Origin of the sequence: Actinophytocola algeriensis (genome assembly GCF_014203735.1) — a bacterium.
Lineage (GTDB): Bacteria > Actinomycetota > Actinomycetes > Mycobacteriales > Pseudonocardiaceae > Actinophytocola > Actinophytocola algeriensis.
In genome coordinates, this window is the sequence record NZ_JACHJQ010000001.1 from 940873 (window position 1) to 956708 (window position 15836).

The 15836-nt window shown below is 70.2% G+C and carries 15 protein-coding genes; 10 read left to right on the forward strand and 5 right to left on the reverse strand.

From position 1 onward, the window contains the following. Nucleotides 1-43: 43 nt before the first annotated feature. The 4 genes from FHR82_RS47920 to FHR82_RS04480 are packed head-to-tail and all read right to left on the reverse strand — an operon-like array spanning nt 44 to nt 3803. The gene (locus tag FHR82_RS47920) at nt 44-175 is read right to left on the reverse strand and encodes a putative leader peptide (RefSeq protein ID WP_376706384.1); all 132 of its coding nucleotides are present in this window, start codon (nt 173-175) and stop codon (nt 44-46) included. A 60-nt stretch (nt 176-235) separates the two neighbouring features. After that, nucleotides 236-1456 carry an FAD-dependent monooxygenase gene (locus FHR82_RS47240; RefSeq protein ID WP_184808908.1) on the reverse strand — a complete coding sequence of 407 codons (1221 nt, stop codon included), beginning with the start codon at nt 1454-1456 and terminating at the stop codon, nt 236-238. Continuing rightward, the gene (ilvD, locus tag FHR82_RS04475; protein ID WP_184808909.1) at nt 1453-3297 is read right to left on the reverse strand and encodes a dihydroxy-acid dehydratase; all 1845 of its coding nucleotides are present in this window, start codon (nt 3295-3297) and stop codon (nt 1453-1455) included. Before ilvD ends, FHR82_RS47240 begins: the two co-directional genes overlap by 4 nt. Before the next feature lie 14 nt (nt 3298-3311). After that, the gene (locus FHR82_RS04480) at nt 3312-3803 is read right to left on the reverse strand and encodes a PH domain-containing protein (protein ID WP_184808910.1); all 492 of its coding nucleotides are present in this window, start codon (nt 3801-3803) and stop codon (nt 3312-3314) included. 290 nt (nt 3804-4093) lie between these two features. Between FHR82_RS04480 and FHR82_RS04485 the strand changes: the two genes are divergently transcribed. The 8 genes from FHR82_RS04485 (at nt 4094) to cimA (ending at nt 13873) form a co-directional block, all read left to right on the forward strand. Continuing rightward, nucleotides 4094-5935: an acetolactate synthase large subunit gene (locus FHR82_RS04485; protein WP_184808911.1), complete on the forward strand. Its 1842-nt coding sequence runs from the start codon at nt 4094-4096 to the stop codon at nt 5933-5935. Nucleotides 5936-6018: 83 nt separating this feature from the next. After that, nucleotides 6019-6525, forward strand: a complete 507-nt coding sequence (gene ilvN / locus FHR82_RS04490) for an acetolactate synthase small subunit (protein WP_184808912.1) — start codon at nt 6019-6021, stop codon at nt 6523-6525. Between the two features lie 39 nt (nt 6526-6564). Beyond that, on the forward strand, nt 6565-7578 hold the full coding sequence (gene ilvC, locus FHR82_RS04495; protein WP_184808913.1) for a ketol-acid reductoisomerase: 1014 nt from the start codon (nt 6565-6567) through the stop codon (nt 7576-7578). 54 nt (nt 7579-7632) lie between these two features. After that, a complete protein-coding gene (locus tag FHR82_RS04500) occupies nt 7633-7929 on the forward strand; it encodes a DUF397 domain-containing protein (protein WP_184808914.1) in 297 nt (98 codons plus the stop codon). Between the two features lie 31 nt (nt 7930-7960). Then, nucleotides 7961-8650: a phage shock envelope stress response protein PspM gene (gene pspM, locus FHR82_RS04505; protein ID WP_184808915.1), complete on the forward strand. Its 690-nt coding sequence runs from the start codon at nt 7961-7963 to the stop codon at nt 8648-8650. Nucleotides 8651-8909: 259 nt separating this feature from the next. Next, the gene (gene serA / locus FHR82_RS04510; RefSeq protein WP_184808916.1) at nt 8910-10508 is read left to right on the forward strand and encodes a phosphoglycerate dehydrogenase; all 1599 of its coding nucleotides are present in this window, start codon (nt 8910-8912) and stop codon (nt 10506-10508) included. 107 nt (nt 10509-10615) lie between these two features. After that, the gene (locus FHR82_RS04515) at nt 10616-11665 is read left to right on the forward strand and encodes a 3-isopropylmalate dehydrogenase (RefSeq protein WP_184808917.1); all 1050 of its coding nucleotides are present in this window, start codon (nt 10616-10618) and stop codon (nt 11663-11665) included. A gap of 561 nt (nt 11666-12226) precedes the next feature. Beyond that, complete coding sequence (gene cimA, locus FHR82_RS04520) at nt 12227-13873, forward strand: citramalate synthase (protein ID WP_184808918.1); 1647 nt, start codon at nt 12227-12229, stop codon at nt 13871-13873. On the opposite strand, the gene FHR82_RS04525 is transcribed toward cimA, so the two are convergent. Then, on the reverse strand, nt 13846-14502 hold the full coding sequence (locus tag FHR82_RS04525; protein WP_184808919.1) for a S1 family peptidase: 657 nt from the start codon (nt 14500-14502) through the stop codon (nt 13846-13848). The two genes, cimA and FHR82_RS04525, sit on opposite strands and share 28 nt — an antisense overlap. Before the next feature lie 103 nt (nt 14503-14605). Between FHR82_RS04525 and FHR82_RS04530 the strand changes: the two genes are divergently transcribed. Next, entirely contained in the window at nt 14606-15376 is a 771-nt protein-coding gene (locus FHR82_RS04530) for a fumarylacetoacetate hydrolase family protein (RefSeq protein WP_184808920.1), read from the forward strand. 52 nt (nt 15377-15428) lie between these two features. After that, complete coding sequence (locus FHR82_RS04535; protein ID WP_184808921.1) at nt 15429-15809, forward strand: DoxX family protein; 381 nt, start codon at nt 15429-15431, stop codon at nt 15807-15809. The last annotated feature ends 27 nt before the right edge of the window (nt 15810-15836 follow it).

A 15836-nucleotide genomic window follows, 5' to 3' on the forward strand; every position in this document is an offset into this window, starting at 1 on the left:
ACCCGGGCGCCGGCGTACGAGAATAGAAAACGGCGGCGGCGGGTTACCGCCGGCACATCGCGCTGGAAACACGAACGAAGTCCACGTGGCGCCGGGCCACGAGGAGGAGTTCGGTAACAGCGGACATGACCTCAGCGTGCCACGCGTCCACGAGGTGGTCCACCTGCATCCGCATCGTGGGACAGGCGCCGACTAGCTTGCGATTAGGTCCGGCACCTGCCAGTGCGGTGCCGTCTCAGTGCGGTGCCGTCTCAGGGGGTGGCGTCGGCCTGCTGTAGGCGGAGTGCTGGTTCAGCTCGTCCATCCACGTGGTGAAGCCCGCCGGTGTCATCGACGGCCAGTCCGGGGTGTGCTCGACCTGGGCGGCGCCGATCCGGCGACCGAGCTCGACCAGTGAGCGGGCGACCGGCCCGCGCCCGCGCTCGTACTCGGCGAGCGCGGCGTCCAGGTCGGCGTCCTGGTGGCCGGCCCACGCCCGGCCCAGCGCCAGTGCCTCCTGCAGGGCCTTCGTCGCGCCCGCGCCGGAGTGCGGCCGGGTGACCGCCCCAGCGTCACCCATGAGCAGCACCCGCCCGGCGACCAGCCGCCCGGCCAGCAGGTCGAACACCGGCTGCACCATGAGCTCGTCCCGCTCGGTGCGGCGGATGATCTCCGCGTACGCGGCCGGGAAGTGCCGGTCCACCACCGCGTCGAGGAAGGTGAGCAGCTCGTCGTCGACGCGGCGGACCGCCAGCTCGGCGGGCGCGGGGTCGGCGGGCATGCCGGGGATGCGGTAGTACAACCCCCAGGTCATCCGGTGTTCCGCCGTCGCGTCCGGCACCAGCACGAACAGGCAGTGGCCGTGTGGCAGGACGATCGTGGCGAACGACCGGTCGACCGGGCCGAGCCGGTCGACCAGGTCGGCCACGCGGTCGATCGGATAGCTCCCGCGCCACAGGCCGTACCCCGCGTACACGGGCCGGGCGGCCGGGTCCACCACGGCACGCACCACCGAGCGGTACCCGTCGGCGCCGATCACCAGGTCGAACGGGTGCCGCTGCCCGTCCGACGTCACGACCCGCGCCTCGCCGGGTGCGGACTCGACGCCGGTCACCTGGGTGCCGACCCGGTAGTCGGCACCGTCCACCCTGGCGCGCAGCGCCCGCCACAGCAGGCTCCAGTTGTGGTAGCGGGCGCGGAACGGCTGGCGCCACAGCTCCCGCCCGCGGTCGCCGTCGCGGACGAGCCACACCCGCTCGGTGTAGAGCATCGCGGGCAACCGAGGATCCACCAGTCCCGCCGCGTCCAGCTCGGCCCGCACCAGCTCGGGGATCCCTATGCCGTAGTTGCGGTCACGCAGCTCGTCCGGGTTGCGTTCGAACACCGTGACGGCACAGTCCAGCTCTCGCAGTACGTGTGCGGCCGCGCAGCCGGCGATGCTGCCGCCGACGATCCCCACTCTCGGCGGGACGCTCACTTGTTGACGTCGCGGACCGCTCCCTGCGACGCGTCCGTGGCCAGGCGGGCGTAGGCGCGCAGCGCCGCCGTCACCGGGCGCTGGCGGTCCACCGGCTGCCACGGCCGCTCGCTCGACTCCATCTTCGCGCGGCGGTCGGCCAGGACCGCCGGGTCGACCAGCAGTTCGAGGCGCCGCTCGTGCACGTCGATCAGGATGCGGTCGCCGTCCTCCACCAGGCCGATCGTGCCGCCGCCCGCCGCCTCCGGGGAGATGTGGCCGACCGAAAGGCCCGACGAGCCACCCGAGAAGCGGCCGTCGGTGATCAGTGCGCACTTCTTGCCGAGGCCCGCGCCCTTGAGGAACGCGGTCGGGTGCAGCATCTCCTGCATGCCCGGCCCGCCCGCGGGGCCTTCGTACCGCACGACCAGGACCTCACCCGGCTGGATCTGCTTGCCCAGGATCACCGACACGGCCTGCTCCTGGCTCTCGACGACCCGCGCGGGGCCCTCGAAGTGGAACAGCTCCTCGTCGATCCCGGCCGCCTTGATGATCGCGCCGTTCTCGGCCAGGTTGCCGCGCAGCACGGCGAGACCACCCTCGGCGGTGTAGGCGTGCTCGACGTCGTGGATGCAGCCACCGGCGGCGTCGGTGTCCAGCGACGTCCACCGGTTCGCCGTGGAGAACGCCTTCGTCGTGCGCACCCCGCCCGGCGCGGCGTGGAACAGCTCCACCGCCTCCTCGGACGGGGACGAGCCGCGGATGTCCCACGAACCCAGCCACTGCGCCAGCGACGGCGAGTGGATCGTGTGCACGTCCTCGTTCAGCTTCCCGCCGCGCCACAGCTCACCGAGGATCGCGGGGATGCCGCCGGCCCGGTGCACGTCCTCCATGTGGTAGTCCGAGTTCGGCGACACCTTCGACAGGCACGGCACGCGCCGCGAGATCGCGTCGATGTCGGCCAGCGTGAAGTCGACCTCACCCTCGCGGGCGGCGGCGAGGATGTGCAGCACCGTGTTGGTGGACCCGCCCATCGCCATGTCGAGCGCCATCGCGTTCTCGAACGCCGCGCGCGTCGCGATCGAGCGCGGCAGCACGGAGTGGTCGTCCTCGCCGTAGTACCGCTTCGCCAGCGCCATCACGGTGGTCCCGGCCCGCTCGAACAGCGCGCGGCGCGCCTCGTGCGTGGCGAGTGTCGAGCCGTTGCCGGGCAGCGCGAGCCCCAGCGCCTCGGTCAGGCAGTTCATGGAGTTGGCCGTGAACATGCCGGAGCACGATCCGCAGGTCGGGCACGCCGACTGCTCCACCGCGGCGAGGCCGAGCTCGTCGACCTTGTCGTTCGCCGACGCCGAGATCGCGGTGATCAGGTCCGAGGACGGGTGCGCGACGCCGTCGACGACGACCGCCTTGCCCGCCTCCATCGGCCCACCGGACACGAACACGGTCGGGATGTTGAGCCGCATGGCGGCGTTCAGCATGCCCGGCGTGATCTTGTCGCAGTTCGAGATGCAGACGAGCGCGTCCGCCGCGTGCCCGTTGACCATGTACTCCACGGCGTCGGCGATGACCTCGCGCGACGGCAGCGAGTACAGCATCCCGCCGTGGCCCATGGCGATGCCGTCGTCGACCGCGATCGTGTGGAACTCGCGTGCGGTGCCGCCCGCCGCGCGCACCGCGTCGGCCACGATGTCGCCGAGGTCGCGCAGGTGGACGTGGCCAGGCACGAACTGCGTGTACGAGTTGGCGATGGCCACGATCGGCTTGCCGAAGTCGCTGTCGGTCATGCCGGTGGCACGCCACAGCGCCCTGGCGCCCGCCGCGTTGCGGCCGTGGGTGGTGACGCGGGAACGGAGCTCAGGCACGGCTCCTCCAACTTCTATTCAGCCTTGGCTTCTTCCCGAGGCTCCGCCGGCTGCTCCTCGGCGGGAGCGGGGGCCTCGGTGGACGCTTCGGTGGGTGCTTCGGTGGGTGCTTCGGTGGGTGCTTCGGTGGGGTCGTCCAGCCGCCCGCCGCTGATCAGCGACAGGGCGGGGAGGTGGCGGGTGCGGACGTTGGGCAGCGGGAGTTCTTTCCCGGCCTCGTCGACGGCACGTACCCAGGACCGCGCCGACACCTTCAGCGCGCGCACGTCCGACCACGGCAGCACGTGCCTGCCGAACAGCGTCCGTGCCACGAGCCGGTCCCCGTCGGCGATGGTGCGGACCCGCAGGATCCAGGCGATCGTGAAGAGCGGGATCACGTAGACGGCGTACAGCCCGGGCGCGGCCCACGCGAACGGCGTGGCGGTGATGGCGAACAGCAGCGCACCCAGCACGGCCGTGGACGGGATCCGGAACACGAGCCGTGACGGCAGCTGGGGAACGGTCACATCTACATCGTGCCACGTCGCGCCGACGCCCCGGACCGCGCGGGTGGGCCCGGGGTCCACCATCCGAGATCACAATCCCGCAGAGTTGACGCCCCTAGGCCGACCGCACTAACGTCTGCGGCGTGCCCCAGAAGACCGGTCTCGTACTTCCCCAGCGCGTTCGACGCTGAGGAAGTCAGCTGCGTCGAACGCGCGACCCTCGTACGGCCCCACGTGGTCGACGGGGGTTTTTTCGTGTGTGAGGCACATCTGGAGAGCCTGGTAGAGACCCCGACAAGAGGCTGAAGCCGATGACCAGCGCGACACAGCGGCCGACCCCGGCCGCCGCAACCCCCGGGCCCCGCCCCGCGGGCCCCCGACCCAAACCAGCCCCACCGACCGGCACGCCGGTCCGTGTGACCGGCGCACAGTCGCTCGTCCGGTCCCTCGAGGCGGTAGGCGTCGAGGTGGTGTTCGGCATTCCGGGCGGGACCATCCTGCCCGCGTACGACCCGTTGCTCGACTCCACGAAGGTCCGGCACGTCCTCGTCCGGCACGAGCAGGGCGCCGGCCACGCGGCCACGGGATACGCGCAGGCCACCGGCAAGGTCGGCGTCTGCATGGCGACCTCGGGGCCGGGCGCCACGAACCTCGTCACGCCGCTCGCCGACGCCAACATGGACTCCGTCCCGGTCGTCGCGATCACCGGCCAGCAGTCCAGGGCCCTCATCGGCACCGACGCGTTCCAGGAAGCGGACATCTGCGGCATCACGCTGCCCGTCACCAAGCACAACTTCCTCGTGACCGATCCCGTGGACATCCCGAGGACGATCGCGGAGGCGTTCCACATCGCGAGCACCGGCCGACCCGGCCCCGTGCTCGTGGACATCCCCAAGGACGTGCTGCAGGAGACCACCTCGTTCTCCTGGCCGCCCGAGATGCGGCTGCCCGGCTACAAGCCGACGACCCGGCCGCACGGGAAGCAGGTGCGCGAGGCGGCGAAGCTGATCACCGCCGCCAAGCGGCCGGTGTTCTACGTCGGCGGCGGTGTGCTGAAGGCGGAGGCGTCGGCGGAGCTGCGTGAATTGGTCGAGCTGACCGGCATCCCCGTGGTCACCACGCTGATGGCCAAGGGCGCCTTCCCCGACTCGCACCGCCAGCACCTCGGCATGCCGGGCATGCACGGCGCGGTCGCCGCGGTGGCTGCCATGCAGCGCTCCGACCTGCTGATCGCGCTCGGCGCCCGGTTCGACGACCGGGTCACCGGCCAGCTGTCGACGTTCGCGCCGGACGCGGCCATCGTGCACGCCGACATCGACCCGGCGGAGATCTCCAAGAACCGCCGCGCGGACGTGCCCATCGTGGGTGACTGCAAGGAGATCATCGCGGAGCTGATCGCCGCGGTGCGCACCGAACTGGCCGACGGCGGCAAGCAGGCCGACCTCGCCAAGTGGTGGCAGCAGCTCGACTCGTGGCGGGACACGTTCCCGCTGGGCTACGACTGGCCGGACGACGGCGCGCTGTCCCCGCAGTACGTCATCGAGCGGATCGGCAAGATCGCGGGCCCGGACGCCGTGTACACCGCGGGCGTCGGCCAGCACCAGATGTGGGCCGCGCAGTTCATCAAGTACGAGAACCCCGCCACGTGGTTGAACTCCGGCGGTCTCGGCACGATGGGCTACGCGGTGCCTGCCGCCATGGGCGCCAAGTTCGGTCAGCCGGACAAGGTCGTGTGGGCCATCGACGGCGACGGCTGCTTCCAGATGACCAACCAGGAGCTGGCCACGTGCGCCATCGAGGGCGCGCCGATCAAGGTCGCCGTGATCAACAACGGCAACCTGGGCATGGTGCGGCAGTGGCAGAACCTCTTCTACTCTGAGCGCTACTCGCAGACCGACCTCGGCACGCACAAGCACCGCATCCCGGACTTCACACTGCTGGCGGAGGCGCTCGGGTGCGCGGGGCTACGCTGTGAGTCCAAAGAGGACGTGGACACCGTGATCCAGCGCGCGATGGAGATCAACGACCGGCCGGTGGTGATCGACTTCGTGGTCGGCAAGGACGCACAGGTGTGGCCGATGGTCGCCGCGGGCACCGGCAACGACGAGATCATGGCGGCGCGCGGCATCCGCCCCCTGTTCGACGAGGACTGATACCCCATGAGTGGAGCTTGCGGAACGAATCATCAGGCACAGGGCGACCGCGAGCGGCTCCCCGGAGCCTGCGAGGGGGAGTCATGAGCACACACACTCTTTCAGTCCTGGTCGAGAACAAGCCGGGTGTCCTCGCGCGCGTCGCGGGCCTGTTCTCCCGGCGTGGCTTCAACATCGAGTCGCTCGCGGTGGGCCCGACCGAGCACGCCGACGTCTCCCGCATGACCATCGTCGTCGCGGTGGACGAGCTGCCACTCGAACAGGTGACCAAACAGCTCAACAAGCTCGTGAACGTCATCAAGATCGTCGAACTCGACCCCCAGGTGTCGGTGCAGCGCGAGCTGCTGCTCGTGAAGGTCCGCGCGGACGCCACGGTGCGCACGCAGGTGCTGGAGACCGTGCAGTTGTTCCGCGCCAAGGTGGTCGACGTGTCGCCGGAGGCGCTGACGGTCGAGGCGACCGGCACCGAGGACAAGCTCGAGGCGCTGCTGCGGATGCTCGAGCCGTATGGCGTGCGCGAGATGGTGCAGTCCGGCCGGGTCGCCATCGGCCGCGGTCCGCGCTCCATCACCGCCACCGGCGTCCGCTAGTTTTTCTGTGATTCTTTGAGGAAGGAAGTACACACCAGCATGGCTGTCGAGATCTTCTACGACGACGACGCGGACCTGTCCATCATCCAGAACCGGCGGGTAGCCGTCGTCGGCTACGGCAGCCAGGGCCACGCGCACGCGCTGTCCCTGCGTGACTCCGGGGTCGAGGTCCGGATCGGGCTGCACGAGGGCTCGAAGTCGCGGGCCAAGGCCGAGGAGGAGGGCCTGACCGTCCAGACGGTCGCGGAGGCCGCCGCGTGGGCCGACGTGATCATGATCCTGGCCCCGGACACCAAGCAGCGGAGCATCTACGCCGAGGAGATCGCCCCGAACCTCAAGGACGGCGACGCGCTGTTCTTCGGGCACGGCTTCAACATCCGCTACGGCCTGATCACCCCGCCGTCCAATGTGGACGTCGCCATGGTCGCCCCGAAGGGCCCTGGCCACCTGGTCCGCCGCCAGTTCGTGGACGGCAAGGGCGTGCCGTGCCTGATCGCCATCGAGCAGGACGCGTCGGGCTCGGCCCAGGGCCTCGCCCTGGCGTACGCGAAGGGCATCGGCGGTTCCCGCGCAGGCGTCATCAAGACCACGTTCAAGGAAGAGACCGAGACGGACCTCTTCGGCGAGCAGGTCGTGCTCTGCGGTGGCACGACCGCGCTGGTGCAGGCCGGCTTCGAGACGCTGGTCAACGCGGGCTACGCCCCCGAGGTCGCGTACTTCGAGTGCCTGCACGAGCTGAAGCTGATCGTCGACCTCATGTACGAGGGCGGCATCGCGCGGATGCGGTACTCGATCTCCGACACCGCCGAGTTCGGTGACGTGACGCGCGGCCCTCGCGTGATCACGGACTCGACCCGCGAGGAGATGAAGAAGATTCTGGGCGAGATCCAGGACGGCACCTTCGCGAAGGAGTGGGTCGGCGAGGACGAGGCAGGCCGCCCCAACTTCCAGAAGCTGGTCGAGCAGGGCGAGCAGCACCCGATCGAGGAGGTCGGCAAGAAGCTGCGCGGCCTCATGTCGTGGGTCGACCGCCCGATCACCGAGACGGCCTGATCTCCCTGTCCCCGGTGGCCGCTCGCGTGGCGGCCACCGGGTACTTTGGTCGCCATGAGTGACGAACCGACCACCCGCGAGTCGGCCCCGATTTTCGACGACAAGGCACACGTGCGGGGCAAGCTCGACCTGACGAAGGCCGAGTGGCAGCGAGCCGCGGAACCGGACGCCGACCCGAACGGCGAGTACGTGGAGATCGCGTTCGTCCCCCACGACGACGGCAAGACCTACATCGCCATGCGCAACTCGAAGTTCACCGGCCCAAACGACACGGTCCTGGTCTTCACCGAGTCGGAGTGGGACGCCTTCGTGGAAGGTGCCAAGGCGGGGGAGTTCGACGAACCCTGGTGATGGGGGTCCGGCGGTCGTCGATAATCACGGCATGAACCGACCGCCGCGCCGCACGTACTCGAGGCTCGCCGCCGCGTGGATCATGTGGTGGAGCGCGTGGTCGATCGTCTCCGTCATCGCCACCGTCTCGGAAGTGGCGGGGGACTTCCCGGACGGCGCCAGCATCCTCGTCGGGATCCTCCTCACCATCCTCACCGCGTCGCTCGCCGCTGCCCGGGTGGTCATGAACCGGGCGGGCGACCGCCGTCCGGTTCAGGCCGCGAAGCCCGTGCGCGCCCTGGCCGCCGCCGCGCCGCGGCTCCCGGGCAAGAAGTCGGCGGCGCGGGAACCCATGCGGCGGCTCGCAGGCGCGGAGACCGCGCTGCGCGACCTGTTGCGGCAGCTCGGCGACGCCCCGGTGCCGCGGGAGGTCGTCGACGCCGCCCGGCGCACCGCGACCGAGACCGCGGACCGGCTCCGCGTGCTCGCCGCGAAGGTCGATGCGGTCGAGGCGGCGGTCGCGTACTCGCCTGCCGGGCAGCGGGCCGGTCTCGAGGACGGCACGCGGAGCATGCTCGCGCACCTGGAGCGCGGGCTGGACGGCTACCAGGAGCTGGTCGCCGCGGCCGGGCACCTCGTGCTCGCCGACTCGGCGATCCCGGTGCCCGACGGCCTCGTGGAGGCGACCGACCACCTCGCGGGACTCGCGGCGGCGCTGCGGGAGCTGTCCAACGGGCAGTGACGTCCCAGAATGTGGAACATCGTTCTGCCTCGACGGCCTGGTGCGCGCCCATGATGTGGGACGAACGGGGTGCGATCCGCGGGGAAAAATCGGGCATCCTGCCTGAAAGTCTCACCGACTGGGTGAACAAACCTCGTGTGGCGCTGTCGCCTGGCTCACCAGGTGGAGAAACGATTCAGCCAACCTCCTAGACTGCCCTCGGTTGGTTACAGCGCTGTAACCGCGCCCCCAACAACCGCGCAATCCTGGAGCCCGCGTCGTGACCCAGCAGCCTCGCCCCGTTGTCCTCATCGCCGAGAAGCTGGCGCCCTCGGTGCTCGACGTGTTCGGAGAAGAGGTGGAGGTCCGGCATGTCGACGGCACCGACCGCCCCGCACTCCTCGACGCCGTCGCGCAGGCGGACGCCCTTCTCGTGCGTTCCGCCACGAAGGTGGACGCCGAGGTGCTCGCCGCCACCACCAAGCTGAAGGTCGTCGCCCGTGCGGGGGTGGGCCTCGACAACGTCGAGGTGCCCGCCGCGACCGCGCGTGGCGTTCTCGTCGTCAACGCGCCGACCTCGAACATCGTCTCCGCCGCCGAGCACGCGCTCGCCCTGCTGCTGGCCACCGCCCGGCAGATCCCGGCCGCGCACGCCACGCTGCAGGACCACGAGTGGAAGCGCAGCAAGTTCTCCGGTGTCGAGATCAACGGCAAGACCGTCGGCGTCATCGGCCTCGGCAAGATCGGGCAGCTGTTCGCGCAGCGCATCGCCGGGTTCGGCACCGAGCTGATCTCCTACGACCCGTACGCCTCCGCTGCCCGCGCCGCGCAGCTGGGCGTCGAGCTGGTCACGCTCGACGAGCTGCTCGCCCGCGCGGACATCATCTCCATCCACCTGCCCAAGACCCCCGAGACCAAGGGCCTCATCGGCGCCGACCAGCTCGCCAAGGTCAAGCCGGGCGTGATCATCGTCAACGCCGCGCGTGGCGGGCTGATCGACGAGCAGGCGCTCGCCGACGCCGCGCGGGACGGCCGCATCGGCGGCGCGGGCGTGGACGTGTTCACCACGGAGCCCACCACCGAGAGCCCGCTGTTCGGCATCCCGAACGTCGTGGTCACGCCGCACCTCGGCGCGTCGACGTCCGAGGCGCAGGACCGCGCGGGCACGGACGTGGCGCGCTCCGTCCTGCTGGCGCTGCGCGGCGACTTCGTGCCCGACGCGGTGAACGTCGCGTCCGGTGGGGTCGTCGGCGAGGAGGTCCGGCCGTACCTGTCGCTGACCCAGAAGCTCGGCCTCGTGCTGTCGGCGTTCTCGTCCACCCCGCCGCTGTCGGTGGCGATCGAGGTCCGCGGCGAGCTGTCGAACGAGGACGTGTCGGTGCTGTCGCTGGCGGCGCTGCGCGGTGTGTTCTCCGGTGTGGTCGAGGACCAGGTCACGTTCGTCAACGCGACGCGGATCGCCGAGGAGCTGGGCGTCGACGTCACGCTGAGCAAGGTCGCGGAGAGCCCCAACCACCGCAGCCTGGTCACGCTGCGCGCGGTCTACCCGGACGGCGACACGCTCACCGTCAGCGGCACCATCAGCGGCATCGCCGAGGTCGAGAAGGTCGTCGAGGTGCGCGGCCGCTCGTTCGACCTGCGGGCCGAGGGCGTCAACCTGCTGCTGGAGTACGAGGACCGCCCCGGTGTCATGGGTGTCGTCGGCACGCTGCTCGGCAAGGTCGGGATCAACATCGAGGCCGCGCAGATCAGCCAGACGAGTGGCGGCGAGGACGCGGTCATGATTCTGCGTGTCGACCGCCCCGTCGACCCCTCTGTGCTGGAGTCCATCGGTGCCACGGCCCGTGCGACGATCATCCGCATGGTGGATTTCGGCTGACTTCCGACGTCGCGACACCACTCGGTTGGGTGGCCAGCACCGGTGATCGGACGTCTTCCCGGTAACCTTCACGAATCTGACAGAGCCCGATACTCCGGGAGGTATGCATGCGGCTCGCGGTGATCCCAGGTGATGGGATCGGGCCGGAAGTGATCGCCGAGGCGCTCAAGGTACTCAACGAGGTGGTGCCGGACGTCGAGGTCACCAAGTACGACCTTGGTGCGACCAGGTGGCACTCGACCGGCGAGCTGCTCCCGGAGTCGGTGCTCGGCGAACTCCGCCAGCACGACGCGATCCTGTTGGGCGCGGTCGGCGACCCGTCGGTGCCGAGCGGCATCCTCGAGCGGGGGCTGTTGCTGCGCCTGCGGTTCGAGCTCGACCACCACGTGAACCTGCGTCCGGCGCGGCTGTACCCGGGTGTGCAGAGCCCGCTCGCCAACCCGGGTGAGATCGACATGATCGTGATCCGGGAAGGCACCGAGGGCCTGTACGCGGGTAACGGTGGCCTGCTGCGCAAGGACACCCCGCACGAGATCGCGACCGAGGTCAGCGTCAACACCTCCTACGGTGTCGAGCGGGTGGTGCGGGACGCGTTCGCGCGGGCCGTGGCCCGGCCGCGCAAGCACCTCACACTGGTGCACAAGACGAACGTGCTGACCCACGCCGGTTCGCTGTGGTCCCGGGTGGTCGAGGAGGTGTCGCTGCAGCACCCCGACGTCACGGTCGCGTACCAGCACGTCGACGCGGCGACCATCCACATGGTGACCGACCCGAGCCGCTTCGACGTGATCGTCACCGACAACCTGTTCGGCGACATCCTCACGGACCTCGTGGCGGCGGTGACCGGCGGCATCGGCCTCGCGGCCAGCGGCAACATCGACATCACGAGGCGGAACCCGTCGATGTTCGAGCCGGTGCACGGTTCCGCACCGGACATCGCCGGGCAGGGCGTCGCCGACCCGACGGCCGCGGTGCTGTCGGTCGCGCTGCTGCTGGACCACCTCGGCGAACACGAGGCGGCCCGGCGGATCGAGGCGTCGGTGGCGTTCGACCTCGCGACGCGTGACCACCCGTCCCCGGGCAACACCTTCGCGATCGGCGACCGCCTGGCGGCCCTGGTCTCGTCGAACAACCCGACGACGAACGTCGAGCTGTAGTTCCACACACGGAAAGGGCGCCGCGGCTGAGGCCGCGGCGCCCTTTGTGTTGCCTCCGGCCCCCGGTTACCAGCCTCTCACGGCCCACCGACGATCCGGTCCGCGGTGAGGCCGGTTGTCCACAGGGGATGCGGTTGTCCACAGGCACGTCGGCGGATCGCCGGGTTCGTCGGTGCCTCCCGCTACGCTGGAAATCGGGGGCCGGAGGCCAAATGCGGCCGGCCATGGCGTCCACCCAATGCGTCCACTCAATGCGGCCGCCCGATCCGGCCACCCAATCCCGCTGCCGATCCCGCTGCCCGATCCCGTGCCTGGGCGCGGGTTCGCCGCGGATCGCTCGGCTTGCGGCCGGCGCGGCGGCGATCCGGGTGTCCCGGGATGTGGGAGAACCTGCTCATAACTTGGTAGCGCGACCGGCCGTGTGGCAGCATGCCATCGTGACCACCTCCACCGTGATCATTATCGCCGAGCGCGCCGGGTAGCTGAGCTACGCACCCGACGCGCTGACCTCTCGCATCCTGCGGGAGGTTTTTTTGTTGCCACACAACGAAAGGCACCGTCGTGAACCGCACGACCCCGGCCGGGACACCGCTCGGCGACGCGTTCCACGTGTTCGACACGACTCTGCGGGACGGTGCCCAGCGTGAGGGCATCACGTACTCCGTCGCCGACAAGCTCGCCGTCGCGCGGTTGCTCGACGAGGTCGGGGTCGGGTTCATCGAAGGGGGCTGGCCGGGCGCGTTGCCGAAGGACACCGAGTTCTTCGCGCGGGCACGGGAGGAGAAGTTCACGCACGCCGCACTGGTCGCGTTCGGGTCCACCCGGCGCGCGGGCACGACCGCCGACCAGGACCCGCAGGTGCGGGCGCTGCTCGACTCGCAGGCGCCCGTCGTCACGCTGGTCGCCAAGTCGGACCGGCGGCACATCGAGCGCGCGTTGCGGACCGACGTCACCGAGGCGTGCGCCATGGTGCGGGACACCGTGGCGTTCCTGACGAGCGAGGGCAGACGCGTCTTCCTCGACGCCGAGCACTTCTTCGACGGGTACGCCTACGACCCCGACACCGCGCTGAACGTCCTCACCGCCGCGGTCGAAGCCGGGGCGGACGTGGCCGTTCTCTGTGACACCAACGGCGGTCAGCTGCCGCTGAAACTGGCGGACACGGTCGGGGAGGTGATCGCGCGCACCGGTTTCCGGGTCGGCATCCACTGCCAGGACGACACGGGCTGCGCGGTCGCCAACAGTGTGGCCGCGGTACAGGCGGGCGCCACGCACGTCCAGTGCACCGCCAACGGCTACGGCGAGCGGGCAGGCAATGCCGACCTGTTCGCCGTGGTCGGCAATCTCGTCACGAAGCTCGGTATGCCGGTGATCCCGGCGGCCTCCGTGCCCGAGCTCTCGCGGGTCTCGCACGCGCTTGCCGAGATCGCGAACATCGCACCCGACACCCACCAGGCCTACGTCGGGTCGTCGGCCTTCGCCCACAAGGCGGGGCTGCACGCGAGCGCGATCAAGGTGGATCCGTTGCTGTACAACCACATCGATCCATCTGTCGTCGGCAACGACATGCGTGTGCTGGTGACCGAGATGGCCGGCCGGGCCAGCCTCGAGTTGAAGGGGAGGGAACTCGGGGTCGACCTGGCCGGCCAGCCGGCCGCGCTCACCGCGTCCGTCCGCAAGGTGAAGGAGCTGGAAGCGCGCGGCTGGTCGTTCGAGGCGGCCGACGCGTCGCTGGAACTGTTGCTGCGCAAGGAAGTGGCCGCCGCCACGGACGGTACGGACGCCACTGTGGACGCACCGCCGTTCCGCCTCGAGTCCTACCGGGTGATCCTCGACCACGGCATGGACGGCGAGATCGTCTCCGAGGCCACGGTCAAGGTGCACGTCGCCGACCAGCGCGTCATCGCGACCGCGGAAGGGAACGGACCGGTCCACGCGCTGGATGCCGCGCTGCGCAAGGCGTTGGCGCCACACCTGCCGTGGCTGACGGCCGTCAGGCTGTCGGACTACAAGGTCCGCATCCTGCCCGGCGCCGCGGGCACCGACGCGGTCACCCGCGTCCTGGTCGAGTCGAGCGACCACGAACGCGAGTGGACCACGGTCGGGGTGCACGGCAACATCGTCGAGGCGAGCTGGCTCGCGCTCTGCGACGCCTTGGTGCACAAGGCGATGCGGGTCGCTCAGCCGGTGACGAGCGTCAGCCCGTAGGCGGACAGGATCCGGTTCACCGGGTAGAAGTAGCTGGTGCCCGGCGTGGTGCAGATGCCGGAACCGCCGCCGAACGGCACACCCTGTGCCTGGTTACCGGTCACGTAGGCGATGCTGCGCTGCTGCGGGCAGATGTTCGTCTGGGTCAGGCCGCTGACCGTGCCCTCGGGGAACGAGATCGTCACGTTCTTGGCGGTCACCGTGCCGCACGTGATGCCGGCGGAGTGGCTCAGCAGGCACACGCGCCCGCCGACCGGCGTCTCCTTGGCCCCGGCGATCGGGTACCTGCTGCCCGCGTCGATCCAGCCGACCACGTCCCACGCGTCGGTGTTGCGGACCGCGACGACGACGTAACCACCGTCGAGCCCGCCGACGATCGAGCCGACGAGGACGTTGTCGCCGCTGTAGAGCATTGTCGAGGTCGCGGTGCCGCAGCCGTTGCCCGCGATGAGGTACTCGCGGCCGCCGTCGGTCGCCGCGAACGCGACCGTGCACCGTGCCGCGGCGGGGCCAAGCGGGTTGAACAGGACGCTGCCGCCGCCGATCGGGACGGGGGCCGCGGCCGCCGTGCCGGGCAGGCCAAACAGGCACGCCACCAGCACGGTGAGGGTGGCGATGAGTCGCCGCATGGGGTACTCCTTTGTACGCAGGGTGCCCTCGACACAACCAGGCGTGGCGGCCCGATGCCTATCCGGCAACCGGGCGACATGCGGCGTTTCGTAGGCTGCGGTGGTGCGTATTGCTCGAATTGCTCATCCGGGTGGGGTCGCGTTCGTCACCGTCGACGGGTCGGGGGACGACCTCGTCGCGCGTGAGGTGGCCGACCACCCGTTCGGCACGCCCACCTACACCGGCAAGTCGTGGCCCATGGCCGACGTGCGGGTGCTCGCGCCGATCCTGCCGTCGAAGGTCGTCTGCATCGGGAAGAACTACGCGGACCACGCCCGCGAGATGGGTGGTGAGCCGCCCGCCGACCCGGTGATGTTCCTCAAGCCGTCGACGTCGGTGATCGGTCCCAACGCGGCGATCAAGCTGCCCGCCGACTCGTCCAGAGTGGACTTCGAGGGCGAGCTGGTCGTGGTGATCGGCCGCCCGTGCCGGGACGTGACCGCCGCGCAGGCCAAGTCGGTGATCCTGGGCTACACGATCGGCAACGACGTCACCGCGCGCGACCAGCAGAAGGCCGACGGGCAGTGGACGCGCGGCAAGGGCCACGACACGTTCTGCCCGCTCGGCCCGTGGATCGAGACCGAGCTCGACCCGGCGGACCTGGCGATCAGCACGGCACTGGACGGCGAGGTCAAGCAGGACTCGCGGACCTCGCTGCTGCTGCACGACGTGCCGAAGCTGATCGAATGGGTGTCGCGCGTGATGACGCTGCTCCCCGGCGACGTGATCATGACCGGCACCCCGGCAGGCGTCGGCCCGATGACCGCGGGCCAGAGCGTGTCGGTCACGGTCGAGGGCCTCGGCACGCTGACCAACCCGGTCGAGGCCCGCTAGCGATCCGCGTCACGTCCAGTCACAGAAGCCGGGCGGCCGGCATCTGGTGGGCATGAACATTGCTTTGTGGATTGTCACCGGACTGCTCGCCGCCGCCTACTTCTTCGGCGGCGGCTTCAAGCTGATCACACCGAAGTCGAGGATCGAGGCGTTCGGCTCCAGCTCGAAGTGGGTCGAGGACTTCAGTACGGGCGCTGTGAAGGCCATCGGTACGTTCGAGGTGCTGGGCGCGCTGGGCCTGATCCTGCCCGCGGTGCTCGACATCGCGCCTGTGCTGGTGCCGGTCGCCGCCATCGGACTGGCCGTGATCATGCTCGGCGCGACGATCACCCGCGTCCGGCGGGGCGAGTACCGGATCATGGTCGCGGACCTGGTGTACCTGGCCCTGCTCGTCTTCGTCGCGTGGGGACGCCTCGGTCCTTCGCCGTTCTGACGAGTTGTCCACAGTCCGGCTCGAATG

Bases quoted from the DNA above. Each gene is read 5' to 3' on its own strand.
- FHR82_RS47920 (WP_376706384.1), bottom strand. From the start codon at position 175: ATGCGGATGCAGGTGGACCACCTCGTGGACGCGTGGCACGCTGAGGTC.
- FHR82_RS04485 (WP_184808911.1), top strand. From the start codon at position 4,094: ATGACCAGCGCGACACAGCGGCCGACCCCGGCCGCCGCAACCCCCGGG.
- ilvN (WP_184808912.1), top strand. From the start codon at position 6,019: ATGAGCACACACACTCTTTCAGTCCTGGTCGAGAACAAGCCGGGTGTC.
- ilvC (WP_184808913.1), top strand. From the start codon at position 6,565: ATGGCTGTCGAGATCTTCTACGACGACGACGCGGACCTGTCCATCATC.
- FHR82_RS04500 (WP_184808914.1), top strand. From the start codon at position 7,633: ATGAGTGACGAACCGACCACCCGCGAGTCGGCCCCGATTTTCGACGAC.
- pspM (WP_184808915.1), top strand. From the start codon at position 7,961: ATGAACCGACCGCCGCGCCGCACGTACTCGAGGCTCGCCGCCGCGTGG.
- FHR82_RS04515 (WP_184808917.1), top strand. From the start codon at position 10,616: ATGCGGCTCGCGGTGATCCCAGGTGATGGGATCGGGCCGGAAGTGATC.
- FHR82_RS04525 (WP_184808919.1), bottom strand. From the start codon at position 14,502: ATGCGGCGACTCATCGCCACCCTCACCGTGCTGGTGGCGTGCCTGTTT.
- FHR82_RS04535 (WP_184808921.1), top strand. From the start codon at position 15,429: ATGAACATTGCTTTGTGGATTGTCACCGGACTGCTCGCCGCCGCCTAC.